We start from the raw sequence: 21,410 nt of genomic DNA on the forward strand, positions 1-21,410 counted from the left end.
CTCCCTCCCCGTCGAGCAGGACGCCATCCGGTGGGATGGCGTCCACCCGCAGGTGCGCCTTGAAGGCGGGGACCTCCAGCGCGGCGGGTGGGCGCTTCACGCGAACAACGTGCTTCAGAAGCCGCAGGTGTTGGTGCAGCTCTTCGGCCGCGCGCGCCCGTCCTCGTGGACGATGTCGCCCACGTTCTCATTCCCGGCGCCGGTGGGCTTGGGAGGAACGCTGAGCGTCACCAGGGGCCGGCCCGTGCCCGACTGGACGGCGTACTCGAAGTCGGGGAGCAGCGGCAGGCCGAACTCCTTGAAGACGTCCGCCGGCGCGCTCTTGAGCCTGTCCATGAAGGACGGGTCGCTCCACGCGCGGGCGACGATGCGCGGCCAGGTCTTCATCCAAGCGGTGTCCATGTCGCGACCGAGCTGGGTTCCCAACTGACCGCCGCCCTTCCGGCTCCCACGGGCCGCGGCCTTGCGCGCCGGAGCCTTGCGGACCGGGGCCTTGCGGACCGGGGCCTTGCGCGCGGGCGCCTTGCGGGCCGGAGTCTTGCCGCGGACGGAGGACTTCTTGGTGGCGGGAGTCTTGCGAGCCTTCACCGCGGGGGCTGCGCTACGGCTGCTCTTCTTGGTGGCCATCTCCACTCCTTCGAGGGCGGCGGATGCTAACAGCGGCTCATCGCTCATCGCAATGAAGCACGGAATGTCACATCGCGCCCGGCACGGTCGTGGCTCACGGTGATGGAGTAGAACGACGGCGCTCATGGCGAAGCGACCGAGAATCCTGGATGTCGACGCGCACGTGGTGGAGCCGGCCCACGTGTGGACCCGCTCCCTGCCGCGCGGGTACCGCGAGCGGATGCGGCTGCGGGCCCCCGAGTCCCGCCCGCGCACGTGGGGGGAGGAGGTGGAGTGGCGGGCGCGCCTCGTCCTCGCGTGCGAGCGGGAAGGGCTGGACGTGGACGAGGTGGAGGAGGCCATCGCCCGGGCCGAGCCCGGCCTCCAGTTCCTGGAGGTGGACGGCGAGCCGCTGCTGCCGGAGGTGGCGCGACGGGTCTGGCAGCCGCTCGCGGCGGGCGCCTTCACCCGCTACCTGCCGCTCATCCGCTCGGGATTCGACGGCGCCTCCTTCGTCGAGGCGATGCGGGGCATGGGCGTCGAGCGGGCCTTCTTCTACCCCACCGTATTCCTCCTGCTGCTGGGTGTGGACTCCATGGAGCCGGCCTTCGCGGTGGCCCTGATGCGCGCCTACAACGACTGGCTGCGCGGCTTCTGCGCGGCGGACCCGGGCTTCCTCCACGGCGTGGGCGCGCTGTGCCGCCATGACCCGGCCGCCATGGTGCGTGAGGTGGAGCGCATCGCGGGGTGGGGCTGGAAGGGGGTGATGGTGCACTCCCAGAAGGTGAAGGGGCGGCTGCTGAGCGACCCCGCCTACGAGCCTTTCTGGACGCGGTGCGAGGAGCTGGGCATCGCGGTGGGCCTTCACGGCGGCGCGCACATCCGCCTGCCCGACGCCGGGACGGGGTATGTCCATACGCAGTTCGGCATCCACGCCGCCGCCAATCCGATGCAGCTGACGTTCGCGCTGCTGACGTTGCTGGAGGGCGGTGTGCTCGAAAGGCACCCGCGCCTGCGGGTGGGACTGCTGGAGGGTGGGTGTGGCTGGCTGCCCTTCTGGCTCTGGCGGCTGGATGACGCCCACGCGAAGGACGGCTGGACGGTGCCGGAGCACGTGCGGCTCAAGCCCTCGGAGTACTTCGCCCGGCAGTGCTTCATCACCTGCGAGCCCTCGGAGCCGGGCATCGAGCAGGTCATCGACCGGGTCGGCGAGGACTGCGTGATGTACGCCTCCGACTTCCCCCACCTGGACCACCCGCCGCACATCCAGGAAGACGCCTCCCTGCTGGTCGAGCGATTGGGTTCACGGGTGGCCGGTAAGATTCTCTGGGACAATGGATGCCGGTTCTATGGCGTGCGCGGCTAGGCACGTCTCCCCGAAGCAACGCCAGACAGCGAGCCTTCCGTGAAGAACAAGCCCCGCACCCCACCACGCCGCCGCCTCACGCAGCACCCCATCATCTCCCAGGCGGCGAAGCTCCGCCTCCAGCCACGCCTGCGGCAGGCTTTGGAGAAGCTGCGGCCCTCGAAGCCGCCGGTCACCGCTCCGCGGCCGGACACGAACGAGGCCTCCGCTCCCATCACCGTCACCCTGGCGCTGCGGCGTCAGAAGGACGTGCCCTCCACGGCCCCCCTTGCGAAGCTGCCGCCCGCCCGGCGCAAGCACCTGGACGCGGAGGCGCTGAGGGAGTTCGGGGCCTCGAAGGAGGACCTCGAGGCGGTGGAGGCGTACGTCGTGCGGAAGGGGCTCGACATCGAGCGGGTGTTCCCCGCTGCGGGCCTCGTGGTGGTGAGCGGCGACCCGGAGAAGGTGGCCGAGGCCTTCATGCCCCCGGGCGCCGCCGGTGACTTCGTCGAGGCGTCCGTCCCCCCCGAGCTGGCCGGGCGGGTGCGCTGGATTTTCGGCCTGGACGACCGGGAGCTGTCCCGCCCCTCGGCCTTCATGCGCAGCGGCAAGGAGCCCCTGCCGAAGACGGTGGCGAAGGACCCGTACCTCAAGGAGTTGCTGGTCCCCAAGGGGCACGTCGCGCCCGACGTCGCGCGCTTCTATGGCTACCCGGAGCTGAAGGGCGAGGGGCAGTGCGTGGGGCTCCTCCAGCTCGGAGGGGCGGCCATCGAGGAGGACCTGAAGCAGTACTTCCAGGCGCTGAAGCTGCCGTACCCGGAGATTGTCTACGTCGGGGAGAACGTCCGGGGCCGCGGCCGCTTCAACGTGGAGGTGACGTTCGACATCGCCCTGGTGGGCGCGGTGTGCCCCCGCGCGCGCATCGCCGTCTACAACTCGCATGACGTCAGCGTGAACGGCATCCTCGTCGCGCTGTGCATGGCCCTCTTCGACGAGGTGAACAAGCCGTCCGTCCTGTCGATGAGCTGGTCCTTCCCCGAAATCGTCGGCCAGGGGCCGACGCAGCTCGAGGCCGACATCTTCGACGAGCTGCTCGCCCTGGCGTCGTGGAGGGGCATCTCGGTGTGCATGTCGAGCGGAGACAGCGGCGCGCTCACGCCCATCGGCTACCCCGACGGCCGGCCCACGGCCGTTCCCGCGGCCAACTTCCCCGCCAGCAGCCCGTACGTGCTGGCCTGTGGCGGGACGACGCTGCAGGTGAAGGACGGCGACATCCACTCGGAGGTCGTCTGGAACTCGCTGACCCGGCCGATGCTGTTCCTGAACACGCCGAACGGCGACAGCGCCTTCCCGTACCCCATGGCGACGGGCGGCGGCATCAGCCGCTTCTACGAGCGCCCGCTGTACCAGGCGAAGGCGCACGTGCCGCCGCTGGTGGACTGCTACTGGTTCATCGGCGAGCTGCAGCGGGTGGAGACGTTCCCCGGGCGCGGCACGCCGGACGTGTCCGCCAGCGCGGACTGGATGACGGGCTACGACTTCATCTTCCAGGGGCGGTGGAACACCATGGGTGGCACCAGCGCCGCGGCCCCCATGTGGGCGGCGTTGCTGGCGCTGGTGAACGAGGGCCTGGAGGCCAACCACGGGCCCGGCACCCGCGTCGGGTGGCTCAACCCGCACCTGTACCGGCTCGTCCTCGAGGACGGCACGAAGGTGTGCCGGCCCATCCACCAGGGCAACAACGGCGGCTTCCAGGCCCACCCGGAGCGGCGGTGGAACCCGTGCACCGGGCTGGGCTCGCCGGACGGGAAGAAGCTCGCCGCGGCCCTGGGCGCGTGGCCCGTGAAGGCCGCCCAGCGGCGCGCGGCGGCCGGCGAGGTGGTGGCCGGGCGCCGGACGCCGGCACGCCGGAAGCGGGCCTAGCGCGGTCCGGGCCGCGCGCGCCGGGGCAGGGTGATGATGAACTCGGCGAACTCGCCAGGGGTCGACTCCATGCGGAACGACCCCTGGTGGCCCTGCACCACGATTTCGTGGCTCAGCGACAGCCCCAGCCCCGTGCCCTGGCCCGGGGGCTTGGTGGTGAAGAACGGCTCGAAAATCTTGTCCGCCAGCTCCCGGGGAATCCCCGGCCCGTTGTCGCGGATGCGCACCTCCACCTGCGGGCCGCGGCTCAGGGTGCGGATGCGCAGCGTGGGCGTGTACGCGGGGCCGCGCTGCTGGCGCTTCTGCCGCATGGCGTAGACGGCGTTGTCCACCACGTTGATGAACACCCGCGACAGGTCCGCGGCCACCATCTCCACGCGGCCCAGCTCCGGCTCGTACTCCGCCTCCACCACCACCTCGAGCGGCTGGCCCCGCGCGCCGCCCTGCCCGAGGTTGAGGCTCTCCGCCACCACCGCGTTCAAGTCCCTCTCCTCGCGGACGCCCGCGGGCCTGCGCGCGTGCAGCAGCATGCCGTGGATGAGCGAGTCGGCGCGCTGGCCATGCTCCTGGATTTTCGTCGTCGTCTCGCGGAGGCTGGAGAGCGCGTCGTCCAGGTCCTCCACCGTCTCGGCCGGCAGCGCCGAGCGCTGGGGCTCCAGCAGCTCCGCCACCTCGCCGACGCGCGCCACCGACAGCCGGGCGAAGTTGTTGATGAAGTTGAGGGGGTTGCGCAGCTCGTGCGCCAGCCCGCCCACCAGCGCCGCCAGCGAGGCCAGCTTGGCGTCCATGGTGAGCTGCATCCGCTCCACCGTCTCGCGCTCGATGCGCCGGTAGAGGGCCGCGTTCTCCAGCGCGAGCGCCGCCTGGCTGGCGAAGGCCACCAGGAACTCCAGGTCCTCCTCCGAGTAGCGGTTGGGCAGCGACAGGTTGTCCACGTACAGCACGCCGATGATGTCGTCCTTGGGCTTGAGCGGGACGCACATGGACGCGCGGATGCGGTGGATGATGACGGACTGCGCGTCGTCGAGGCGCGGGTCCTGCGTGGCGTCCGAGAAGAGCGCCGCCACGCTCTGGCGCATGACGTACTCGACGATGTTCTGGCTATAGATTTGACCGTGGACGGGGGTGCCCTGGGCCGTCTTGACGACGCGGGGCTCCAATTCGCCCGTGGCCTCGTTGACGAGCAGCACGGCGCCGCGGTCCACGTGGAGGATCTGGAAGGCGAGGTCGAGAATCTGGCCCAGCACCACGTCGATGTTGTCGGAGGCGGAGAAGAGCTTCGCCACCTCCAGCAGGATGCGCAGCTTGTCGCGCGTGCGCGTCTCGGAGGCGCTCGGGGGGCCCTCGCCGGAGGGCGCGTCCCGCACCAGCTCCTGGAGGGGCACGCGGGTGACGGCGCGGACGACCTGGGGCCGCAGCGGGGCCACGGAGCCCGTGCCGTCCACGCTGGCCTCCTGGGCCAGGACGGCGGGGCTGTTGTCCATGAAGAGGAAGTGCAGGTCGCCCAGGCGGAGCGTGTCCCCGAAGCGCAATTCCTGGCGGCGCACCTGCGTGCCGTTCACGAAGGTGCCGTTCTTGCTCTGCAGGTCCACCACGTAGAAGCGCCCATCCGTGTACTCGATGAGCGCGTGCTGGCGTGACAGGCTGGGGTGGGGGATGCAGATGGGCTGCGTGTCGGCCCTGCCGATGGTGACGGGCTCCGTCCCGAAGGGGAAGACCACTTCGTTGGGCTGCCCCAGGTTGTAGACGAGCATCGGCATGGTGGACTCGTGGCTCCGGGCAGGCTCAACGACACCCGGAGCGCTGTCAATTCCCCCGCCAGGCGCCGGGCCCTACAGGCAATGCATGGGGGAGCCCGCCTCCGCCCGGGACAGGACGGACCCAGCGCTCGCGCAGGCGGAGGAAGGGGCGCTCCACCGTGACGTGCAGGAGCGCGGCGGCGGCGAGCACGCAAGCCACGGACGCGAGCACGGTGATGGGGTGGTGGGCGCCAAGGCCGTGCGGCTCCAGCGCCCGGTGCACGGCGTGGAGCACGAGCTTGTGCGAGAGGTACACGCAGTACGTCACGCTCGCGAGCCAGCGCGCGCCGGGCATCCTCCCGAGAGTGCGGGCACCCGCGCCGGTGAGGGCGAGCACGACGAGCGCCGCGAAGCCGAGCGACAGCAGCGGGAATGCGACCGCGGAGGAGAGCAGCGACTTGTTGTCGATGCACAGCGGCCCCGCGAGCAGGAGACACGCCGTCGCGAGGAGCGCGGCGCCGAGGGGCGCGCGGAGCCAGCGGCCCCACACGGCGGGGCGGAAGGTCGCCACGAGCGCGAGCACCCCACCCGCGAGCAGGCCGTCCAGGTGGCCCCACGTCGGGTAGTAGATGTACCGCCGGTAGAGCCGACCCAGAGACGCGCCCGGCGGAGGCGCTTCGAGGTGCGCCCACCAGAGCGACATCCGCACCACGACGCCCAGGGCGATGATGCCGAGCACGAGGGCCACCACTCCCCGCCAACGCACGCGCCCCGAGAGCGCGAGCACGAGCAGCGGCAGCGCGACGTAGAAGTGCTCCTCGATGCACAGGGACCAGGCGTGGGAGAACGCGCCGCCCTCCAGGCCGAAGTTCTGCGTGAAGGTGAGGTAGCTCCAGAGGGGCGGCATGTCCGGGCGCTCGCGCACGGACGGGAGGAGGGCGTAGACGGCGAGCACTCCCCAGTAGGCGGGGAGCACGCGCAGGAAGCGGCGCAGGCAGAAGGCGCGCAGGTCCGGGCGCTCGCCGGCCGCCAGGGGTGCCAGCAATTGCCGGCTGACGAGGAACCCGCTGAGGACGAAGAAGAGGTCCACGCCCGTCCAGCCGAAGCGCGCGATGGACGCGAACCACTCCGGCGCGCCGTCGCCCGGGTAGTGGAAGACGAACACCAGCGCGATGGCGAGCACCCGGAGGGTGTCCAGCCCGGGCGCGTGGTGGACGGAAGCGTGGGGAAGGGGCGCGGCGGGAGACATCCGGAGGCGCAGCGTACTCGCCGCCCGGGCGTGTCAGGGTCGCTCGCGCTCCGTCAGGCCGTGGAGCGGGAGGGCGGGCGCCGTCCCGGGTGGCCGCGCGGGGCGATGCGAAGGCCCCGGGCGTGGAGGAGGCGGGCCCGTCAGGGCGCCATGGCGTGCGACGCTTCGGACCGCGCGCGGGCAATGGCCTCGCGCACCTGCTCCTCGGGGAGGGCCCCGCTCAACTGCACCACGTGGCCGTCGGCCCCCACGATGCGCAGGGCCGGCACGCCGCGGATGCCCAGCCGCTGCGCGGCCTCCTGGTCGAACACGACGCGCCCGGTGTAGCTCCCACTCTTGAGCGCGCCCAGGAGCGCCTGGCGGTCCAGTCCGCTCGCCTCGGCGATGTCCCCCAGGACACGCAGGTCGCCGATGTCCCGTCCCTCCTCGAAGAAGGCGCGGAAGACGCCCTGGTGGAAGGCGGGGAAGACGCCCGCGTCCTTGGCGAACTCGGCTGCTTCCAGGGCAAGCCGGCTGCGCGGCTGCACGGGCGGCAGCTTGAGCGTCATGCCCCGCTGCTCGGCCATCGGATAGACGGCGCGAGCCCAGGTGGTCCGCAGGTATTCGCCCGCCGGGTCCAGCGTGGGCACCGGCGCCGGGCGCAGCTCGTATGCGCGCCAGTGGACCTCCAGCTCCCGTCCGAACTCCGCCTGGAGCCGGTCCAGCACCGGCAGCTCCAGGTAGCAGAAGGGACAGACGTAGTCGCTCCAGACATCGACGCGAACCGAGGCGCCGGAAGTGGACATGCGGGACGCTCCTCGACTGCCCGGACGGAAGATGGCGCCGGGCACCCGCTCAAACTACGCATCTCCCCGGCCCGCCGCCGCCCGAGCCGGCCCGCCCGTCCTCCCTCCATGCACGGGCGCCCCGGCCATGGCGCTCGGCGTCATCACCCGGTGTCCACCTCGTGTCCGCGCCCGTCTCCCGCATGCCGAGCTCCTCGAAGAGCCGCGCGGCGCGCGTCAGCGCATCCACCTCGCGGCAGCGCCGCTCGATGTGGACGAGCACCTCTCCCCGGTGCTCCGGCTCCGCGCGGCGGAGGGCCTCCACCAGCCGCGCCTCCTGCTCAGCGCACAGCGCCCGCCTGGGGCGAAACCACGACCCGAGCATGCGTGGGACGATACGGCAGGTGTTCGCCCCGGCGCTCATCGGGTGGCGGCGAGAGGACGCGCCCGGCCTGGAGCGGGGGCGCACGAGACCCCCGCGTACCGGCTGCTACAGGGACCACACTCGAAGTGCAGGCTGGCAGGCTTTCATAGGCTCGCGGCTTTCTTGCAACCACTTGGCGAAAGGACACCGGAAATGAGATGACGGTGGCGCAGGACGCAACCGTCGGCCCACGGCTGGTTCAGAGGGAAGGGCCAGGACTCGCCAAGAAATCCGACGTTGTTCGTCTTGTCCTAAACCGCCTGGGGGGCGCGGACGAACAATCACCTGGTGGGCAGGCAGGGGGCCCGGGGCTCCGCTGCCGGGTTCAAAGCGACCCACTTGCAGGTGTATTGGAGCGAACTCCCCTAAAGGCGCTAGAGAGTTACTGCCATGACGGACGAAGTTGAGGGGCTTTCGGATTCTCCAGACATCGCGGTGGTGGGGATGGCCGCGCGACTGCCCGGAGCGCGGGATGTGGACACCTTCTGGCGTCGCGTTCGCGACGGCGTGGGCTCGGTCACCTGGTTCACCGACGCGCAGCTGTTGAGCGCGGGCGTGGACCCGGCCCTGCTGCGGGACCCCAACTACGTCAAGGCGGGGATGGTGTACGAGGGGCTGGAGGACTTCGACGCGGGCTTCTTCGGCTTCAGCCCGCGCGAGGCGTCCATCATGGACCCCCAGCACCGGCACTTCCTGGAGGTGTGCTGGGAGGCGCTGGAGCACTGCGGCCACCCGCCCGAGTCCTTCAAGGGCCCCATCGGCGTGTTCGGCGGCTCCGGCATGAACGCGTACATGCCTTACAACCTCTTCACCAACCCCCAGTTGATGGAGCAGGTGGGTCTGTTCCTCGTGCGCCACACGGGCAACGACAAGGACTTCCTCACCACGCGCGTGTCGTACTGCCTGGACCTGCGCGGGCCCAGCCTCAACGTGCAGACGGCGTGCTCCACGTCGCTGGTGGCCATCCACTCGGCGGTGCAGAGCCTGCTGGCGCGCGAGTGTGATCTGGCCCTCGCGGGCGGCGTCACGCTGGAGCTGCCGCACTACCGGGGCTACCTGTACCAGGAGGGGGAAATCCTCTCTCCGGACGGGCACTGCCGCGCGTTCGACCACCGCTCGCAGGGGACGCTGTTCGGCAGTGGCGCGGGCGTGGTGGCGCTGCGCCGGCTGGAGGACGCGCTGGCCGACGGCGACACCATCTACGCGGTGGTGAAGGGCAGCGCGGTGAACAACGACGGCGCGCGCAAGGTGGGCTACCTGGCGCCGTCCGTGGACGGGCAGGCGGATGCCGTCGTGGAGGCGCTCAACGTCTCCGGCGTCACCGCGGACAGCATCGACTACATCGAGTGCCACGGCACCGGCACGCCGGTGGGCGACCCGATTGAAATCACCGCCCTCACCCAGGCCTTCCGCACCCAGACGCAGAAGAGCGGGTTCTGCCGCATCGGCTCGGTGAAGACGAACATCGGCCACCTGGACACCGCCGCGGGCGTGGCGAGCTTCATCAAGGTCGTCCAGATGCTGAAGCACCGGCAGATGGCGCCCAGCCTCAACTACGAGAAGCCCAACCCGCAGATCGACTTCGCCCGCACGCCCTTCGTGGTGAACGCCTCGCTGCGCGACTGGACGGCGAAGGCGGGGCGCCCGCGCCGCGCGGCGGTGAACTCGCTGGGCGTGGGCGGCACCAACGCGCACGTCATCCTGGAGGAGGCCCCGGCGCAGCCGCCCACCTCCGCCGCGCGTCCCTTCGAGACGCTCTGGCTGTCCGCCCGCACGCCCGCCGCGCTGGAGCGGGCCTGCCGCCGGCTCGCGCAGCGGCTGGGCGAGGACACCGCTCCCAACCTGGGTGACGTGTCGTTCACCCTGCTGGCCGGCCGCCGCCGCTTCTCGAACCGCCGCGCGGTGGTGGCGTCCTCGCGCGAGGAGGCCATCCGCCTCCTGGAGACGCCCGAAGCGAGCCGCACCGCCCAGGCGAAGACGGAGGCGGAGAACCGCTCCGTGGTGTTCCTCTTCCCCGGCGGCGGCGCGCAGTACCCGGGCATGGCGAAGGGCCTGTACGAGCAGGAGCCGGTGTTCCGCCGCTCGCTCGACGAGTGCCTCACGCTGCTGGAGCAGCACGAGTCCCTGAAGCTGCGCCCGCTGCTGTTCCCCGAGGCCGGCAAGGAGGCCGAGGCCCGCTCGCAGCTGGAGCAGGCCACGTACGCGCTGCCCGCGCTCTTGTCGGTGGAGCTGTCGCTGGCGGCGCTGTGGAAGTCGCGCGGCCTGACGCCCGCGGCCTGCATGGGCCACAGCATGGGCGAGTACGCGTGCGCCCAGATTCTGGGCGTGCTGTCGGTGAAGGACGCGCTGGGCATCGTCGCCTGCCGCGGCCGGCTGTTCGACCAGCTGCCCCCGGGCGCCATGCTGAGCGTGGAGCTGCCGGAGGCGGAGCTGAAGCCGCTGCTCGGGCCCGGGCTGGATCTGGGCGCGCACAACGCGCCCGGCCTGTGCCTCGTGTCCGGCGAGGTGGCCGCCATCGACGCGCTGGCGGAGCAGCTCAAGGCGCGCGAGGTGGAGGCCCGGCGCCTGCACATCCGCGTGGCCGCGCACTCGCGCATGCTGGAGCCCATCCTCGGCGCCTTCCGCGAGTACCTCGCCAAGGTGCGCTTCTCGGCGCCCACGGCGCCGTGGGTGTCCAACGTCACCGGCACGTGGATTACCCCCGAGGAAGCCACGTCGCCCGACTACTGGGTGCGCCACCTGCGCCAGCCGGTGCGCTTCGCGGAAGGCGCGGGCGTGCTGCTGGCGGACAAGTCGCGCGTGTACCTGGAGGTCGGCCCCGGCCAGACGCTCATCTCGCTCTTGCGCGCGCAGGACGAGAAGCCCCAGGCCGAGCAGCTCGTGCCGTCGCTGCGGCACCCCAACGACACCGTCCCCGACCTGGCCTTCTTCCAGCTCGCGCTGGGCCGGCTGTGGGCGGCGGGAGTCAATCTGGACGTCGCGGCCCTCTTCCAGGGCCAGAAGCGGCGCCGCGTGGCGCTGCCCACGTATGCCTTCGAGCGGGAGCGCCACTGGGTGGAGCCGGGCGCGGGCAGCTTCATGGCCCGCCGCGAGGGCGAGCGCCCGCTGGTGCGCGAGGAGGACGTGTCTCGCTGGGGCTACGCGCCGCACTTCCGCGAGCAGCCGGGTCCCCAGCCGGAGGCGATTGCCGCCAACGAGCGCTGGCTGCTGGCCGCGCCGGAGGAGCCGCTCTCCGACGAGCTGGCCCGCGAGCTGACGGCCCGGGGCGCGCAGGTGCTGCGCGTGGTGCCCGGTGACGCCTTCGGCCGCCGGCCGGACGGCGTCTTCACCGTGCGCCCCGACGCGCGCGAGGACTGGGAGGCGCTCTGGGACGCGCAGGGCTCCGAGGGCCGCGTGCCCACGCGGCTGGTGGACCTGGCCGCCGCGGAAACGGCCGAGGGTGGCTGGGAGCGCGCGGTGTCGCGCAACTTCCTGGCGCCGCTCGCGCTCATCCAGTCGCTGACGGCCGAGTCGCTGCCCAGGGGCCTGCGCTACGCGCGGGTGATGCGCGGGGGCGCGCCGGAGCAGTCGCTCGCCCTGGGCCCGGTGCTGGTGGGCCCGAAGGAGCTGCCCGAGCTGTCGGCGCGCGTGGTGGAGCTGGAGCCCGGCGCGGCCCCGGCCACGCAGGCGCGCGAGCTGGCGGACGAGCTGCTGCGTCCCGACGTGGAGGCGCCGGTGGCGCTGCGCGGCGGCCGCCGTCACGTGCAGGTGCTGGAGCGCGCCGCCCTCCAGGAGGCCCCGACGCCGCTGCGCGAGCAGGGCGTGTACCTCATCACCGGCGGCCTGGGCGGCATCGGCCGCACGCTGTCGGAGCTGTTCGCGCGCAAGGCGAAGGCGCGGCTGGCGCTGGTGTCTCGCTCGGCGGCCAGTGCGTCCCACGCGGAGCTCCAGCGCACGCTGGAGGGGCTGGGCGCGCAGGTGCTGCTGCTCAAGGCGGACACGTCCGACGCGGGCCAGCTGAAGGCGGCCATCGCCGAGGTGAAGGCCCGCTTCGGCGCGCTGCACGGCGTGGTGCACGCGGCCGGCGCGCTGGAGGACGGGCCCCTGGAGGCGAAGACGCGCGACTCGGCGCTGCGCGTGCTGGCGCCCAAGGCGCTCGGCGCGCTCGCGCTGGAGGAGGCGCTGAAGGGCACGCAGCTCGACTTCTTCGTCAGCTTCTCCTCGACGAGCGCGTACCTCGGGCCTCCGGGGCAGGTGGACTACGTCGCGGCCAACGCGTTCCTGCTGGCGCAGGCGCGGCGGCTGGAGACCTCGGGCACCGCGAAGCGCGCGCTCGCGCTGGGGTGGGGCGTCTGGCAGGAGGTGGGCATGGCCGCGGCGCAGGTGGCGCCGCAGCTGCCTCCGGGTGAGCCGGTGGCCCATCCGCTGCTCCAGCGGCGCGTGGACGCGCCCGCGGGCCAGCACGTCTTCCGCGCCATCTACGACGCGAAGGCCCTGTGGGTGCTGGACGAGCACCGCATGCGCGGCGGCGGTCCCGTCCTCCCGGGCACGGGCTACGTGGAGCTGGCCCGCGCGGCCTGGGCGGTGGCGCGGCCCAATATCCCGCTGGAGGTGTCCAACCTCTCGTTCGTGGCGCCGCTGGAGGTGCCGGACGGCGAGGTGCGCGAGGTGGAGGTATCGCTGACGCCGGACGGCGACGGCTTCGCCTTCCGCGTGGCGAGCCGCGCGGCGGGCAGCGCCTGGGCGGAGCACGCCACCGCGCGCCTGGGTGCCGCGGCGGGCACGCCTCCCGCGACGCTGGACGTGGCGGCGACGCAGGCGCGCTGCGCGGGCCGGCCGCTCACCTTCGGCGAGGGAGAGCAGGCCCTGCCGCAGGACGCGCTCATCGCCTTCGGGCCGCGCTGGAAGGTGCTGCGCTCGGCGGGCTTCGGCTCGGCCGAGGCGCTGGGCCGCTTCGAGCTGCCGCGCGCCTTCCGCGAGGACCTGGGCACGTACGGGCTGCCGCCGGGGCTGCTGGACATCGCCTCCGGCTTCGCATTCTCGCTGCTGCCGGACGCGGGTCAGCCGGGCAAGCTGCACGTGCCCGTCTCCTACCGGCACCTGCGCGTGTGGGGCCCCTGGCCCGAGGTGGCGCTGAGCCACGTGCGCGTGCGCCAGGAGGAGGGCCGCGGGGCGCTGCTCGACGTCACCCTCTGTGACACCGACGGCCGCGTGTTCTGCGCCATCGAGGGCTACCTCGTGGCCGCCGTGGAGGCGAAGCGCTTCGGCCGCTCGCCCCAGAAGAAGGGCTCGCTGCTGGAGTCGTGGCTGCCGTTGGGCATCAAGCCGGCGGAGGGCCAGGAGGCCTTCTTGCGCGCGCTGGCCCTCACCGGGACGAACGCGCTCTTCGTCAGCTCCATGGACCTGCACGGGCTGGCCACGCGCATGCGCCCGAAGCAGGAGGAGAAGCCCGCGGCCTCCGCGCCCGCGCAGCAGCAGGGCGCGGCGGGGGCCCAGGCGGCGGCGGACGCTCCGCGCGACGACGTGGAGCGCAAGCTGGCCGAGCTGTGGCAGCAGCTCCTCGGCGTGCCGAGGGTGGGCCTCAAGGACAACTTCTTCGACCTGGGCGGGCACTCGCTCGTCGCGGTGCGCCTGTTCGCGCGCATCAAGAAGATGCTGGGGGCGGACCTGACGCTGGCCACCCTCTTCGAGGCGCCCACGCTGGAGCAGTGCGCCGCGCTGGTCCGCGAGGCCGCCGGCATCCCCTTCACCCCGGACGCCGCTCCGGGCGGGGCCGCCACGGCGCAGCAGGTGGAGACGCCGGCCAGCGCGCCGCGCGCGAAGGAGTGGTCGCCCGTCGTCACCATCCAGAAGGGGGCCAGCAACGTCACGCCCTTCTTCTGCGTGCACGGCGCGGGCGGCAACGTCCTCAACTTCCGCGACCTGGCGGTGACGCTCGGCAAGGACCAGCCCTTCTTCGGGCTCCAGGCGCGCGGCGTGGACGGCAAGCTGCCGCCCGCGGAGAGCATCGAGGAGATGGCCTCCATCTACCTGGAGGGCATCCGTCAGGTGCGACCGCACGGGCCGTACCTGCTCGGCGGCTACTCCGGCGGCGGCGTGGTTGCGTACGAGATGGCGCAGCGCCTGAAGGCCATGGGCGAGCAGGTGAACCTCGTCGCCTTCCTCGACACCTTCCACCCGAGCACGAAGGAGCGGCGGCTGTCCCTCGAGGACCGGCTGAAGGGTCTGCGCGACGAGGGCGCGGCCTACCTGACGAACCGGCTGCGCAAGAAGGTGGAGACGAAGGGCAACCTGCTGGTGAACCGGCTGAAGCTGAAGTGGTACGAGCAGCGCGGAGAGGCGCTGCCCATCGAGCTTCGGGATTTGCTCCTCACCGAGCGCTTCGCGGAGCTGGCGGGCCGCTACAACCCGCGTCCGTTCGCGGGGCCGGTGACGCTGTTCCGCGCGCAGGAGGTCAGCCCCATCTACTCGCACATGGGCGGCAGCCTGGGCTGGGAGCCGCTCGTGCCGACGCTGCGCATCCGCGAGGTGCCGGGTGACCACGACAGCCTCGTGAGGGACCCCAACGTCCAAATCCTGGGCCGGCTGCTGCGCGAGGCCCTGGACGAGGCGCAGCGGGTGGGCGGCAAGTGAATCGTGGGCGCTGGCTCGTCGTCGCGGCGCTCCTCGTGGGCGCCCTGGGGGTCGTCTCCATGAAGCTCCGGTGGTCGGAACGGCGGGAGCCGGCGCCCGGGCCCTTCGTCTATGACGGCGCGCCGCTCCCGGAGGGGGCGGAGGCCCGGCTGACGGCGGGGGGCTGGACGCTCGGCGACGTCGAGGGGCCGTACCGGCAGCGGGCCCTGGCGCGGCCTCCCTCCGGGGGAGAGACGCGCTGGGTGGTCTTCTTCGCCGGCAACGGCCCGGGCTACCTGGCGGAGGCGCGGGGCGTCCTGGAGTCGCTGGACGCGGGCCGGGGCCTGGGTCTCGCCGCGGTGGCGCCGCCGGGCTTCGACGGCTCGCACGGTGAACCGTCACCGGAGGCGCTGCGCGCGGCGAGCGAGGCCGCGGCGAAGTGGCTCGTCGCCACGCACCGGCCGTCCGCCGTGTCCCTGGTGGGCTTCTCCATGGGGAGCCACGCGGCGCTCGCGGCGGCGCACGCGCTGTCTCGCGAGGGCACGCCCGCGCGGAGCCTGGTCCTCATGGCGCCGTTCACCCTGATGGACGTGACGGACAAGGGGCTCTGGGGCCGGGTGCGGTTGCCGGACCGCTACGACAACCTGTCGCTCGCCACCACCGGACTGCCGCCCGCCCGCGTGCTGCATGGGCAGGCGGACCCGGCTCTACCCCCTTCCCACGGAGAGGCGCTTGCCCGCAGACTGGGCGCGTCCTTCCAGTCGTTCCCGGGGGTGGGGCATTCGGAACTGCTGAAGCACCCAGCCGCCCTCGCCGAGGCACGGGCGGGACTGGGCCTGTAGGACATCCTTTTTCAAGAGCTGTGCGCTGGCCGTGGCCAGCAACCGGAGGACCGTATGAGCGCGGCAGGTGAATCGCCTTCCTGTTTCATCATTGGCGAGGGCACCCTCGTCGTTCCCTGTGCCCAGGCGCTCATGGAGCGTGGTGTGCGCGTGCTGGGGCTCGTCACCCGCGAGCCCTCGCTCCAGAAGTGGGCCGAGGAGCAGGCCATCCCGCATGTGCCGCCCGGTGAGCAGGTGCTGCCCTTCCTGTCGAAGGCGCCCTTCGACTGGCTCTTCAGCATCGTCAACCTGAGCCTGGTGAAGGACGAGGTGCTGCGGCTGCCCCGCCGCATGGCCATCAACTTCCATGACGGCCCGCTGCCGCGCTACGCCGGCCTCAACGTCACCTCGTGGGCGCTCTTGCACCGCGAGACGCAGCACGGCGTCACCTGGCACGAGATGACGTCGGGCGCGGACAAGGGCCGCATCCTCAAGCAGCGCCTCTTCGACATCGCCCCCAACGAGACGGCCTTCAGCCTCAACGCGCGCTGCTACACGCTGGGCATGGAGACCTTCGCGGAGCTCGCCGCGGAGCTGGTGGAGGGCCGCGAGCAGCCCGTGGAGCAGGACTTCTCCCTGCGCAGCTACTTCGGGCTCGCGCAGCGCCCGGAGGCGGCGGCGCTGCTGGACACCGAGGGCGACGTGGAGGACGCGCGCGCGCTGGTGGCGGCGCTGGACTACGGCGGCTATCCCAACCCGCTCGCGTTCGCCAAGCTGTGGCTGGGCAGCGCGCCCGTCGCCATCTCCGAGACGCGCCGCGTGGAGGACGGCTCCGGCGCCACCTCGGGCTCCATCGTGTCGATTGAAGGCGACGCGCTGACGCTGGCCTTCCAGGGCGGCGACCTGGTGCTGAAGGGCGCCAAGGGCCAGTGCGGCGCGCCGCTGCAGTGGGCGGAGCTGCTGGGCTCGCGCAACCTCGCGGTGGGCGACGTGATTCCGCCGGCCTCCGCCGAGCTGCGCGCCCGCCTCTCCGAGGTGGGCCCCGTCGCCGGCAAGGCGGAGAACTTCTTCCTCCACCGCCTGGAGACGCTCGCGCCGCCGGACCTGCCCTTCCTGGGCGGCAGCGCGAAGGAGGAGGGCACGCACACGGTGACGCTGGCCGCCGCGGACATCGCCGCCGCATGGGCCAATGACTTGCCCGCCGACGAGCGGCTGCTCTTCACCGCCGCCGCCTTCCTGTCGCGCCTGTCCCCCGAGCCCCGCTTCGACGTGGGCTTCAGCGACGCCTCCACCCGCGCCCGCATCCAGGGCGTGGAGGGCTTCTTCGCGTCGCAGCTCCCGCTCCGGCTGGAGCTGCCGATGAAGGACGCGCCGGCCGCCGCCGCCGCGGCCTTCCGCAAGGGCCTCACGCAGGTGCGTGAGAAGGGCGCTATGGCGCGCGACGTGCTGGGCCGCTCGCCGCAGCTGGCCGGCCTGCCGCGCCACAACGGCGAGGTGGGCTACCCCGTGGCCCTGCGCATCGCCTCTCCAGGCGAGCTGAGCCACCTCGTGCCCGGCGCGGCGCTGACCGTCTCCGTGGACGCGGACGGCGCGAAGGCGCACTTCATCTTCGACGCCACCCGCGTGGAGAAGGGCCGCGTCGCCGAGCTGTCGCGCCAGCTCGCCGCGTTCCTCGCGTCGCTCCAGGAGGCCCCCACGAAGCCGGTGGGCGAGCACGACCTGCTGGGCGCGGAGGAGCGCAAGCTCCTGACGCAGTGGAACGACACCCGGCGCGAGCTGCCGAAGGACGCCACCATCCACGGCCTCTTCCGGGCGCAGGCGCAGCGCACCCCGGACGCCACCGCGCTCGTCTGCCGTGGCAAGACGCTGACCTACCGCGAGCTGGACGAGCGCAGCGACGTGCTCGCCCGCCACCTGCGGAGCGTGGGCGTGGGCCGTGACGTGCGCGTGGGCATCTTCATGGAGCGCTCGCTGGAGATGATGGTGGGCGTGCTGGCCGCCCACAAGGCGGGCGGCTGCTACGTGCCGCTGGACCCGGCGTACCCCGCCGAGCGCATCGCCTTCATGGTGGAGGACGCGGGCTGCCACCTGGTGCTCACCCAGGAGCGGCTGCTCGGGCGCGTGCCCCCGGCCGCGCAGCGCGTGCTCGCGGTGGACGCGGCGTGGGAGCAGATTGCCGCGTCCGCGGACGTCCAGACGCCTCCGGGCGGGCCGGACAGCCTCGCGTACGTCATCTACACCTCGGGCAGCACCGGCAAGCCCAAGGGCGTGATGATTGAACACCGCAACTTCGTGAACTTCGGCGTCGGCATGGACGAGCGCCTGGGCACGGAGCGCGGCACGTGGCTGGCCGTCACCAGCCTCAACTTCGACATCTCCGTGCTGGAGCTGCTCTGGACGCTCACGCGCGGCTTCACCGTCGTCATCCACTCGGAGCGGCACGCCAGCGCGCAGGAGGGCCAGCACGCCTCGCGCGCCATGGACTTCAGCCTCTTCTACTTCTCCAGCGACGAGGGCGAGCGGCCGGAGGGGCGCTACGACCTGCTGATGGAGAGCGCGCGCTTCGCGGACACGAACGGCTTCTGCGCCGTGTGGACGCCGGAGCGGCACTTCCACGCCTTCGGCGGCCTGTTCCCCAACCCGGCCGTCACCTCGGCCGCGCTGGCGGCGATTACGCGCAACGTCCAGCTGCGCGCGGGCAGCCTCGTGTCGCCGCTGCACCCCACGCTGCGCATCGCCGAGGACTGGTCCGTGGTGGACAACATCTCCCACGGCCGCGTCGGCATCTCGTTCGCGGCGGGGTGGCAGCCCAACGACTTCGCGCTGCGTCCGGAGAACTTCGCGGACCGCAAGCGCATCATGTTCCAGCAGATTGAAGACGTCCGGAAGCTGTGGCGCGGCGAGGCGCTGGAGGTGAAGGGCGGCTCCGGGAACATGGTGAAGGTGCGCACGCTGCCCCGGCCGAAGCAGAAGGAGCTGCCCATCTGGGTCACCACCGCGGGCAACCCGGAGACCTTCGAGGAGGCCGCGCGCGCCGGCTGCCACGTGCTGACGCACCTGCTCGGTCAGACGGTGGAGGAGGTGGCGCAGAAGGTTGCCCTCTACCGCGAGACGTGGCGCAAGTGCGGCCACCCGGGCAAGGGCACCGTGTCGCTGATGCTGCACACCTTCGTCGGCGAGTCCGAGGCGGCGGTGAAGGAAGTCGTCCGCGCCCCGATGAAGGCCTACCTCAAGTCGTCCGTGGGGCTCATCAAGGAGGCCGCCTGGAGCTTCCCGGCCTTCAAGGCGCAGACGACGCTGTCCAACGGCAACTTCGGCACCGACCACCTGTCGGCCGAGGAGATGGACGCGCTGCTCGACTTCTCCTTCGAGCGCTACTTCCAGACCTCCAGCCTCTTCGGCAGCGTGGACGGCTGCGTGGCCACGGTGGACCGCCTCAAGGGGCTGGATATCGACGAGATTGCCTGCCTCGTGGACTTCGGCGTGCCCACCGAGCTGGTGATGAAGCACCTGCCGCTGCTGGCCGAGGTGCGCAAGCGCGCCAACGCCAGTGTGGGCGTCAAGCCGGTGGATGACGGCTTCGAGCTGGACGGCTCCGTGCCCGGGCTGCTGGAGCGCCACCCGGTGACGCACCTGCAGTGCACGCCGTCGCAGGCCAGCATGCTGCTGGCGGAGGAGCGCGCGCGCGAGGGCCTCAAGCGCCTGAAGAAGATGATGGTGGGCGGCGAGGCCTTCCCGATTCCGCTGGCGCGGCAGCTGTCGGAGACGGTGTCCGGTGACGTCGTCAACATGTACGGCCCGACGGAGACGACCATCTGGTCCTCCACGCAGGTGGTGAAGAACGTGGGCGACTCGGTGCCCATCGGCACGCCCATCGCGAACACGCAGCTGTACGTGCTGGACGCGCAGAAGCGGCCGCTGCCCATCGGCGCCACGGGCGAGCTGTACATCGGCGGCGCGGGCGTGGTGCGTGGCTACCACCAGCGCCCCGAGCTGAACCAGGAGCGCTTCGTGGCGGACCCGTTCTCCTCGCAGCCGGGCGCGCGGATGTACCGCACGGGCGACGCGGCGCGCTGGCGGCAGGACGGGGTGGTGGAGTTCATCGGCCGCCTGGACCACCAGGTGAAGGTGCGCGGCTTCCGCATCGAGCTGGGCGAAATCGAGGCCCGGCTCGGCGAGCACCCGTCGGTGCGCGAGACGGTGGTCGTCGTGCGCGAGGACACGCCGGGTGACAAGCGCCTGGTGGCCTACCTCATCGCGAAGCCGGGCGAGCCGCCCGCGGCGGACGCGCTGCGCGACTTCCTGCGCTCGCGGCTGCCCGAGTACATGGTGCCGCAGGCGTTCGTCACGATGAGCGCCTTCCCGCAGACGCCCAACAAGAAGGTGGACCGCAAGGCGCTGCCTCCTCCCGAGCAGGCGCAGGCGCGCGGCGCCTTCACGAAGCCGGAGAGTGAGACGGAGACGCTCATCGCCGGCATCTGGCAGGAGGTGCTCAAGCTCGACAAGGTGGGCGTGGAGGACAAGTTCGCCGACCTGGGCGGGCACTCGCTGCTGATGGTGCAGGTGCTCGACAAGCTGAAGTCGCAGGTGGAGAAGCCGCTGACGCTGGTGGACCTGTTCCGCTACCCCACCGTCCGGGCCCTCTCCAACTTCATCTCCGGCGACAGCGGCGAGGACGAGGCGCTCAAGGAAGTCGCCGCCCGCGGCGAGGCTCGCGCGGCGGCCCGGCGCAACCTGCAGCGCCGCCGGCGGTAGTCGGGCGGTACGCCGCCGGGGGCTTCGTCAGGAGTCCCCGGCGCGTCGCCAGCCCACGGCGAGGGCGACGAGCAGCGCGGGCAGGGTGAAGAGGTCGGTGGCGTCCACCGTGTGCGCGACGAGCGCCACGCGGGGCGTCGGGTGGCCCGTGAGGAGCGCCCAGACGGCGCGCGCGGGCCACTGCAGCGTGCCCAGCGCCCACTGCCAGGCGCGCCCCGCGTCCGCCGACACCTTGATGGCGGAGAAGCACAGCCCCGTCAGCACCACGCAGGCCACCAGCACCGCGCGGGAGGGGTGGAACTCCCGTCCCGTGCGCGCGCGGGCCTTCTCCCAGAGCGCCTGGAGCAGCACGGGGAACATGGCCAGCCCGGCCACGTCCGACAGCTTGCCCGTCCACCACGACGGCCAGCGGGCCTTGAAGACGTGGTCGTTGAGGAGGAGCAGCACCACCGCGCCGAGCACCACCGGGTGAAGCAGCCCACTGCCGGGAAAGGGCTCCGGGTGGCGCGGCGCGGCGGCGCTCACTCAGGGCTCCGAGATGTGGACCGCGAAGTCGTCGGGCGTCTCGTCCGTGTCCCAGGCTTCCACGCTGGCCGTCACCTTCCAGTCCACCTCCATCACGTCCTCACCGATGTCGCCCAGCAGCTCGATATCGAAGAGCACGTTCCATTCGCAGGTGTCGTCGAGGTTGCAGTCGCCGCCGAAGGATTCGCCCCTCGAGAAGGCGCTGCCCTGGCCTCCTGGGGGCGCATCGAAGCGGTACGTGGTGCCCTCCGTAAGGGGCTCCTCCGGGTAGCGCATGCGCACGCGCAGCTCGGGCGTGTTCGTGGCCTCGGTGCGGGTGGACAGCCATCGCGGTGTGAACTGCACCGAGACATTCCCACCGGCGTCGAGATCCGAATCCGCGGAGGCGCGGACGATGATGTGACGCGTGGCCGTGCGAGCCGTGGTCGTCAGGCGCAGCGTCTCCCCCTGGTACTCCGAGGTGACGGGCGGAGAGTAGGGCTTGGACGTGGCCACCGTGCCGATGCAGGCCACCAGCAGTGTGAGGCGCACGGCCCAGTGGCGCAGGCGGGGAGGGGTGGGAGACATGGCGGAACCCGTGGGGTGGAAGGAACCTTCGTTCCACGAAGGAGCAACCGACGTGCCACCAGCATAGCCGTGGGGAGGCCCGCGTGGCCCGAGGGGGAACC

12 protein-coding genes are annotated in these 21,410 nt (G+C 72.1%); 5 read left to right on the forward strand and 7 right to left on the reverse strand.

Annotated features, from left to right (window positions below; translation table 11 throughout):
* Window positions 1-114: 114 nt before the first annotated feature.
* Window positions 115-627: a hypothetical protein gene (locus HG543_RS29085; RefSeq protein ID WP_169348149.1), complete on the reverse strand. Its 513-nt coding sequence runs from the start codon at window positions 625-627 to the stop codon at window positions 115-117.
* Window positions 628-751: 124 nt separating this feature from the next.
* Here HG543_RS29085 and HG543_RS29090 point away from each other — a divergent pair, with 124 nt between their 5' ends.
* On the forward strand, window positions 752-1,972 hold the full coding sequence (locus HG543_RS29090) for an amidohydrolase family protein (protein WP_169348150.1): 1,221 nt from the start codon (window positions 752-754) through the stop codon (window positions 1,970-1,972).
* Window positions 1,973-2,011: 39 nt separating this feature from the next.
* Window positions 2,012-3,874, forward strand: a complete 1,863-nt coding sequence (locus tag HG543_RS29095; RefSeq protein ID WP_169348151.1) for a S8 family serine peptidase — start codon at window positions 2,012-2,014, stop codon at window positions 3,872-3,874.
* On the opposite strand, the gene HG543_RS29100 is transcribed toward HG543_RS29095, so the two are convergent.
* The 4 genes from HG543_RS29100 to HG543_RS29115 form a co-directional block, all read right to left on the reverse strand.
* Window positions 3,871-5,634 carry an ATP-binding protein gene (locus HG543_RS29100; RefSeq protein WP_246357377.1) on the reverse strand — a complete coding sequence of 588 codons (1,764 nt, stop codon included), beginning with the start codon at window positions 5,632-5,634 and terminating at the stop codon, window positions 3,871-3,873. The genes HG543_RS29095 and HG543_RS29100 overlap by 4 nt on opposite strands.
* A 46-nt stretch (window positions 5,635-5,680) precedes the next feature.
* Complete coding sequence (locus HG543_RS29105) at window positions 5,681-6,862, reverse strand: acyltransferase family protein (protein WP_169348152.1); 1,182 nt, start codon at window positions 6,860-6,862, stop codon at window positions 5,681-5,683.
* A gap of 140 nt (window positions 6,863-7,002) precedes the next feature.
* Window positions 7,003-7,647 (reverse strand): DsbA family oxidoreductase, encoded by a 645-nt coding sequence (locus HG543_RS29110; RefSeq protein WP_169348153.1) that lies wholly within the window; start codon window positions 7,645-7,647, stop codon window positions 7,003-7,005.
* Between the two features lie 49 nt (window positions 7,648-7,696).
* The gene (locus HG543_RS29115) at window positions 7,697-8,050 is read right to left on the reverse strand and encodes a TPM domain-containing protein (RefSeq protein WP_500690503.1); all 354 of its coding nucleotides are present in this window, start codon (window positions 8,048-8,050) and stop codon (window positions 7,697-7,699) included.
* A 390-nt stretch (window positions 8,051-8,440) separates the two neighbouring features.
* On the opposite strand from HG543_RS29115, the gene HG543_RS29120 reads away from it, so the two are divergent.
* Genes HG543_RS29120 through HG543_RS29130 form a run of 3 tightly spaced genes read left to right on the forward strand, consistent with a single transcriptional unit; the run spans window position 8,441 to window position 20,217 of the window.
* Window positions 8,441-14,662, forward strand: coding sequence for a type I polyketide synthase (locus HG543_RS29120; protein ID WP_169348155.1), 6,222 nt, complete (start codon window positions 8,441-8,443; stop codon window positions 14,660-14,662).
* On the forward strand, window positions 14,659-15,483 hold the full coding sequence (locus HG543_RS29125) for an alpha/beta fold hydrolase (protein WP_343073462.1): 825 nt from the start codon (window positions 14,659-14,661) through the stop codon (window positions 15,481-15,483). The genes HG543_RS29120 and HG543_RS29125 overlap by 4 nt, the downstream gene beginning before the upstream one ends.
* A gap of 54 nt (window positions 15,484-15,537) precedes the next feature.
* A complete protein-coding gene (locus HG543_RS29130; protein ID WP_169348156.1) occupies window positions 15,538-20,217 on the forward strand; it encodes a MupA/Atu3671 family FMN-dependent luciferase-like monooxygenase in 4,680 nt (1,559 codons plus the stop codon).
* Window positions 20,218-20,244: 27 nt separating this feature from the next.
* On the opposite strand, the gene HG543_RS29135 is transcribed toward HG543_RS29130, so the two are convergent.
* Window positions 20,245-20,742, reverse strand: a complete 498-nt coding sequence (locus HG543_RS29135) for a hypothetical protein (protein ID WP_343073463.1) — start codon at window positions 20,740-20,742, stop codon at window positions 20,245-20,247.
* Window positions 20,743-21,309: a hypothetical protein gene (locus HG543_RS29140; RefSeq protein ID WP_169348157.1), complete on the reverse strand. Its 567-nt coding sequence runs from the start codon at window positions 21,307-21,309 to the stop codon at window positions 20,743-20,745.
* Window positions 21,310-21,410: the final 101 nt, after the last annotated feature.

The organism is Pyxidicoccus fallax, assembly GCF_012933655.1.
In the GTDB taxonomy this organism is placed as follows: domain Bacteria; phylum Myxococcota; class Myxococcia; order Myxococcales; family Myxococcaceae; genus Myxococcus; species Myxococcus fallax.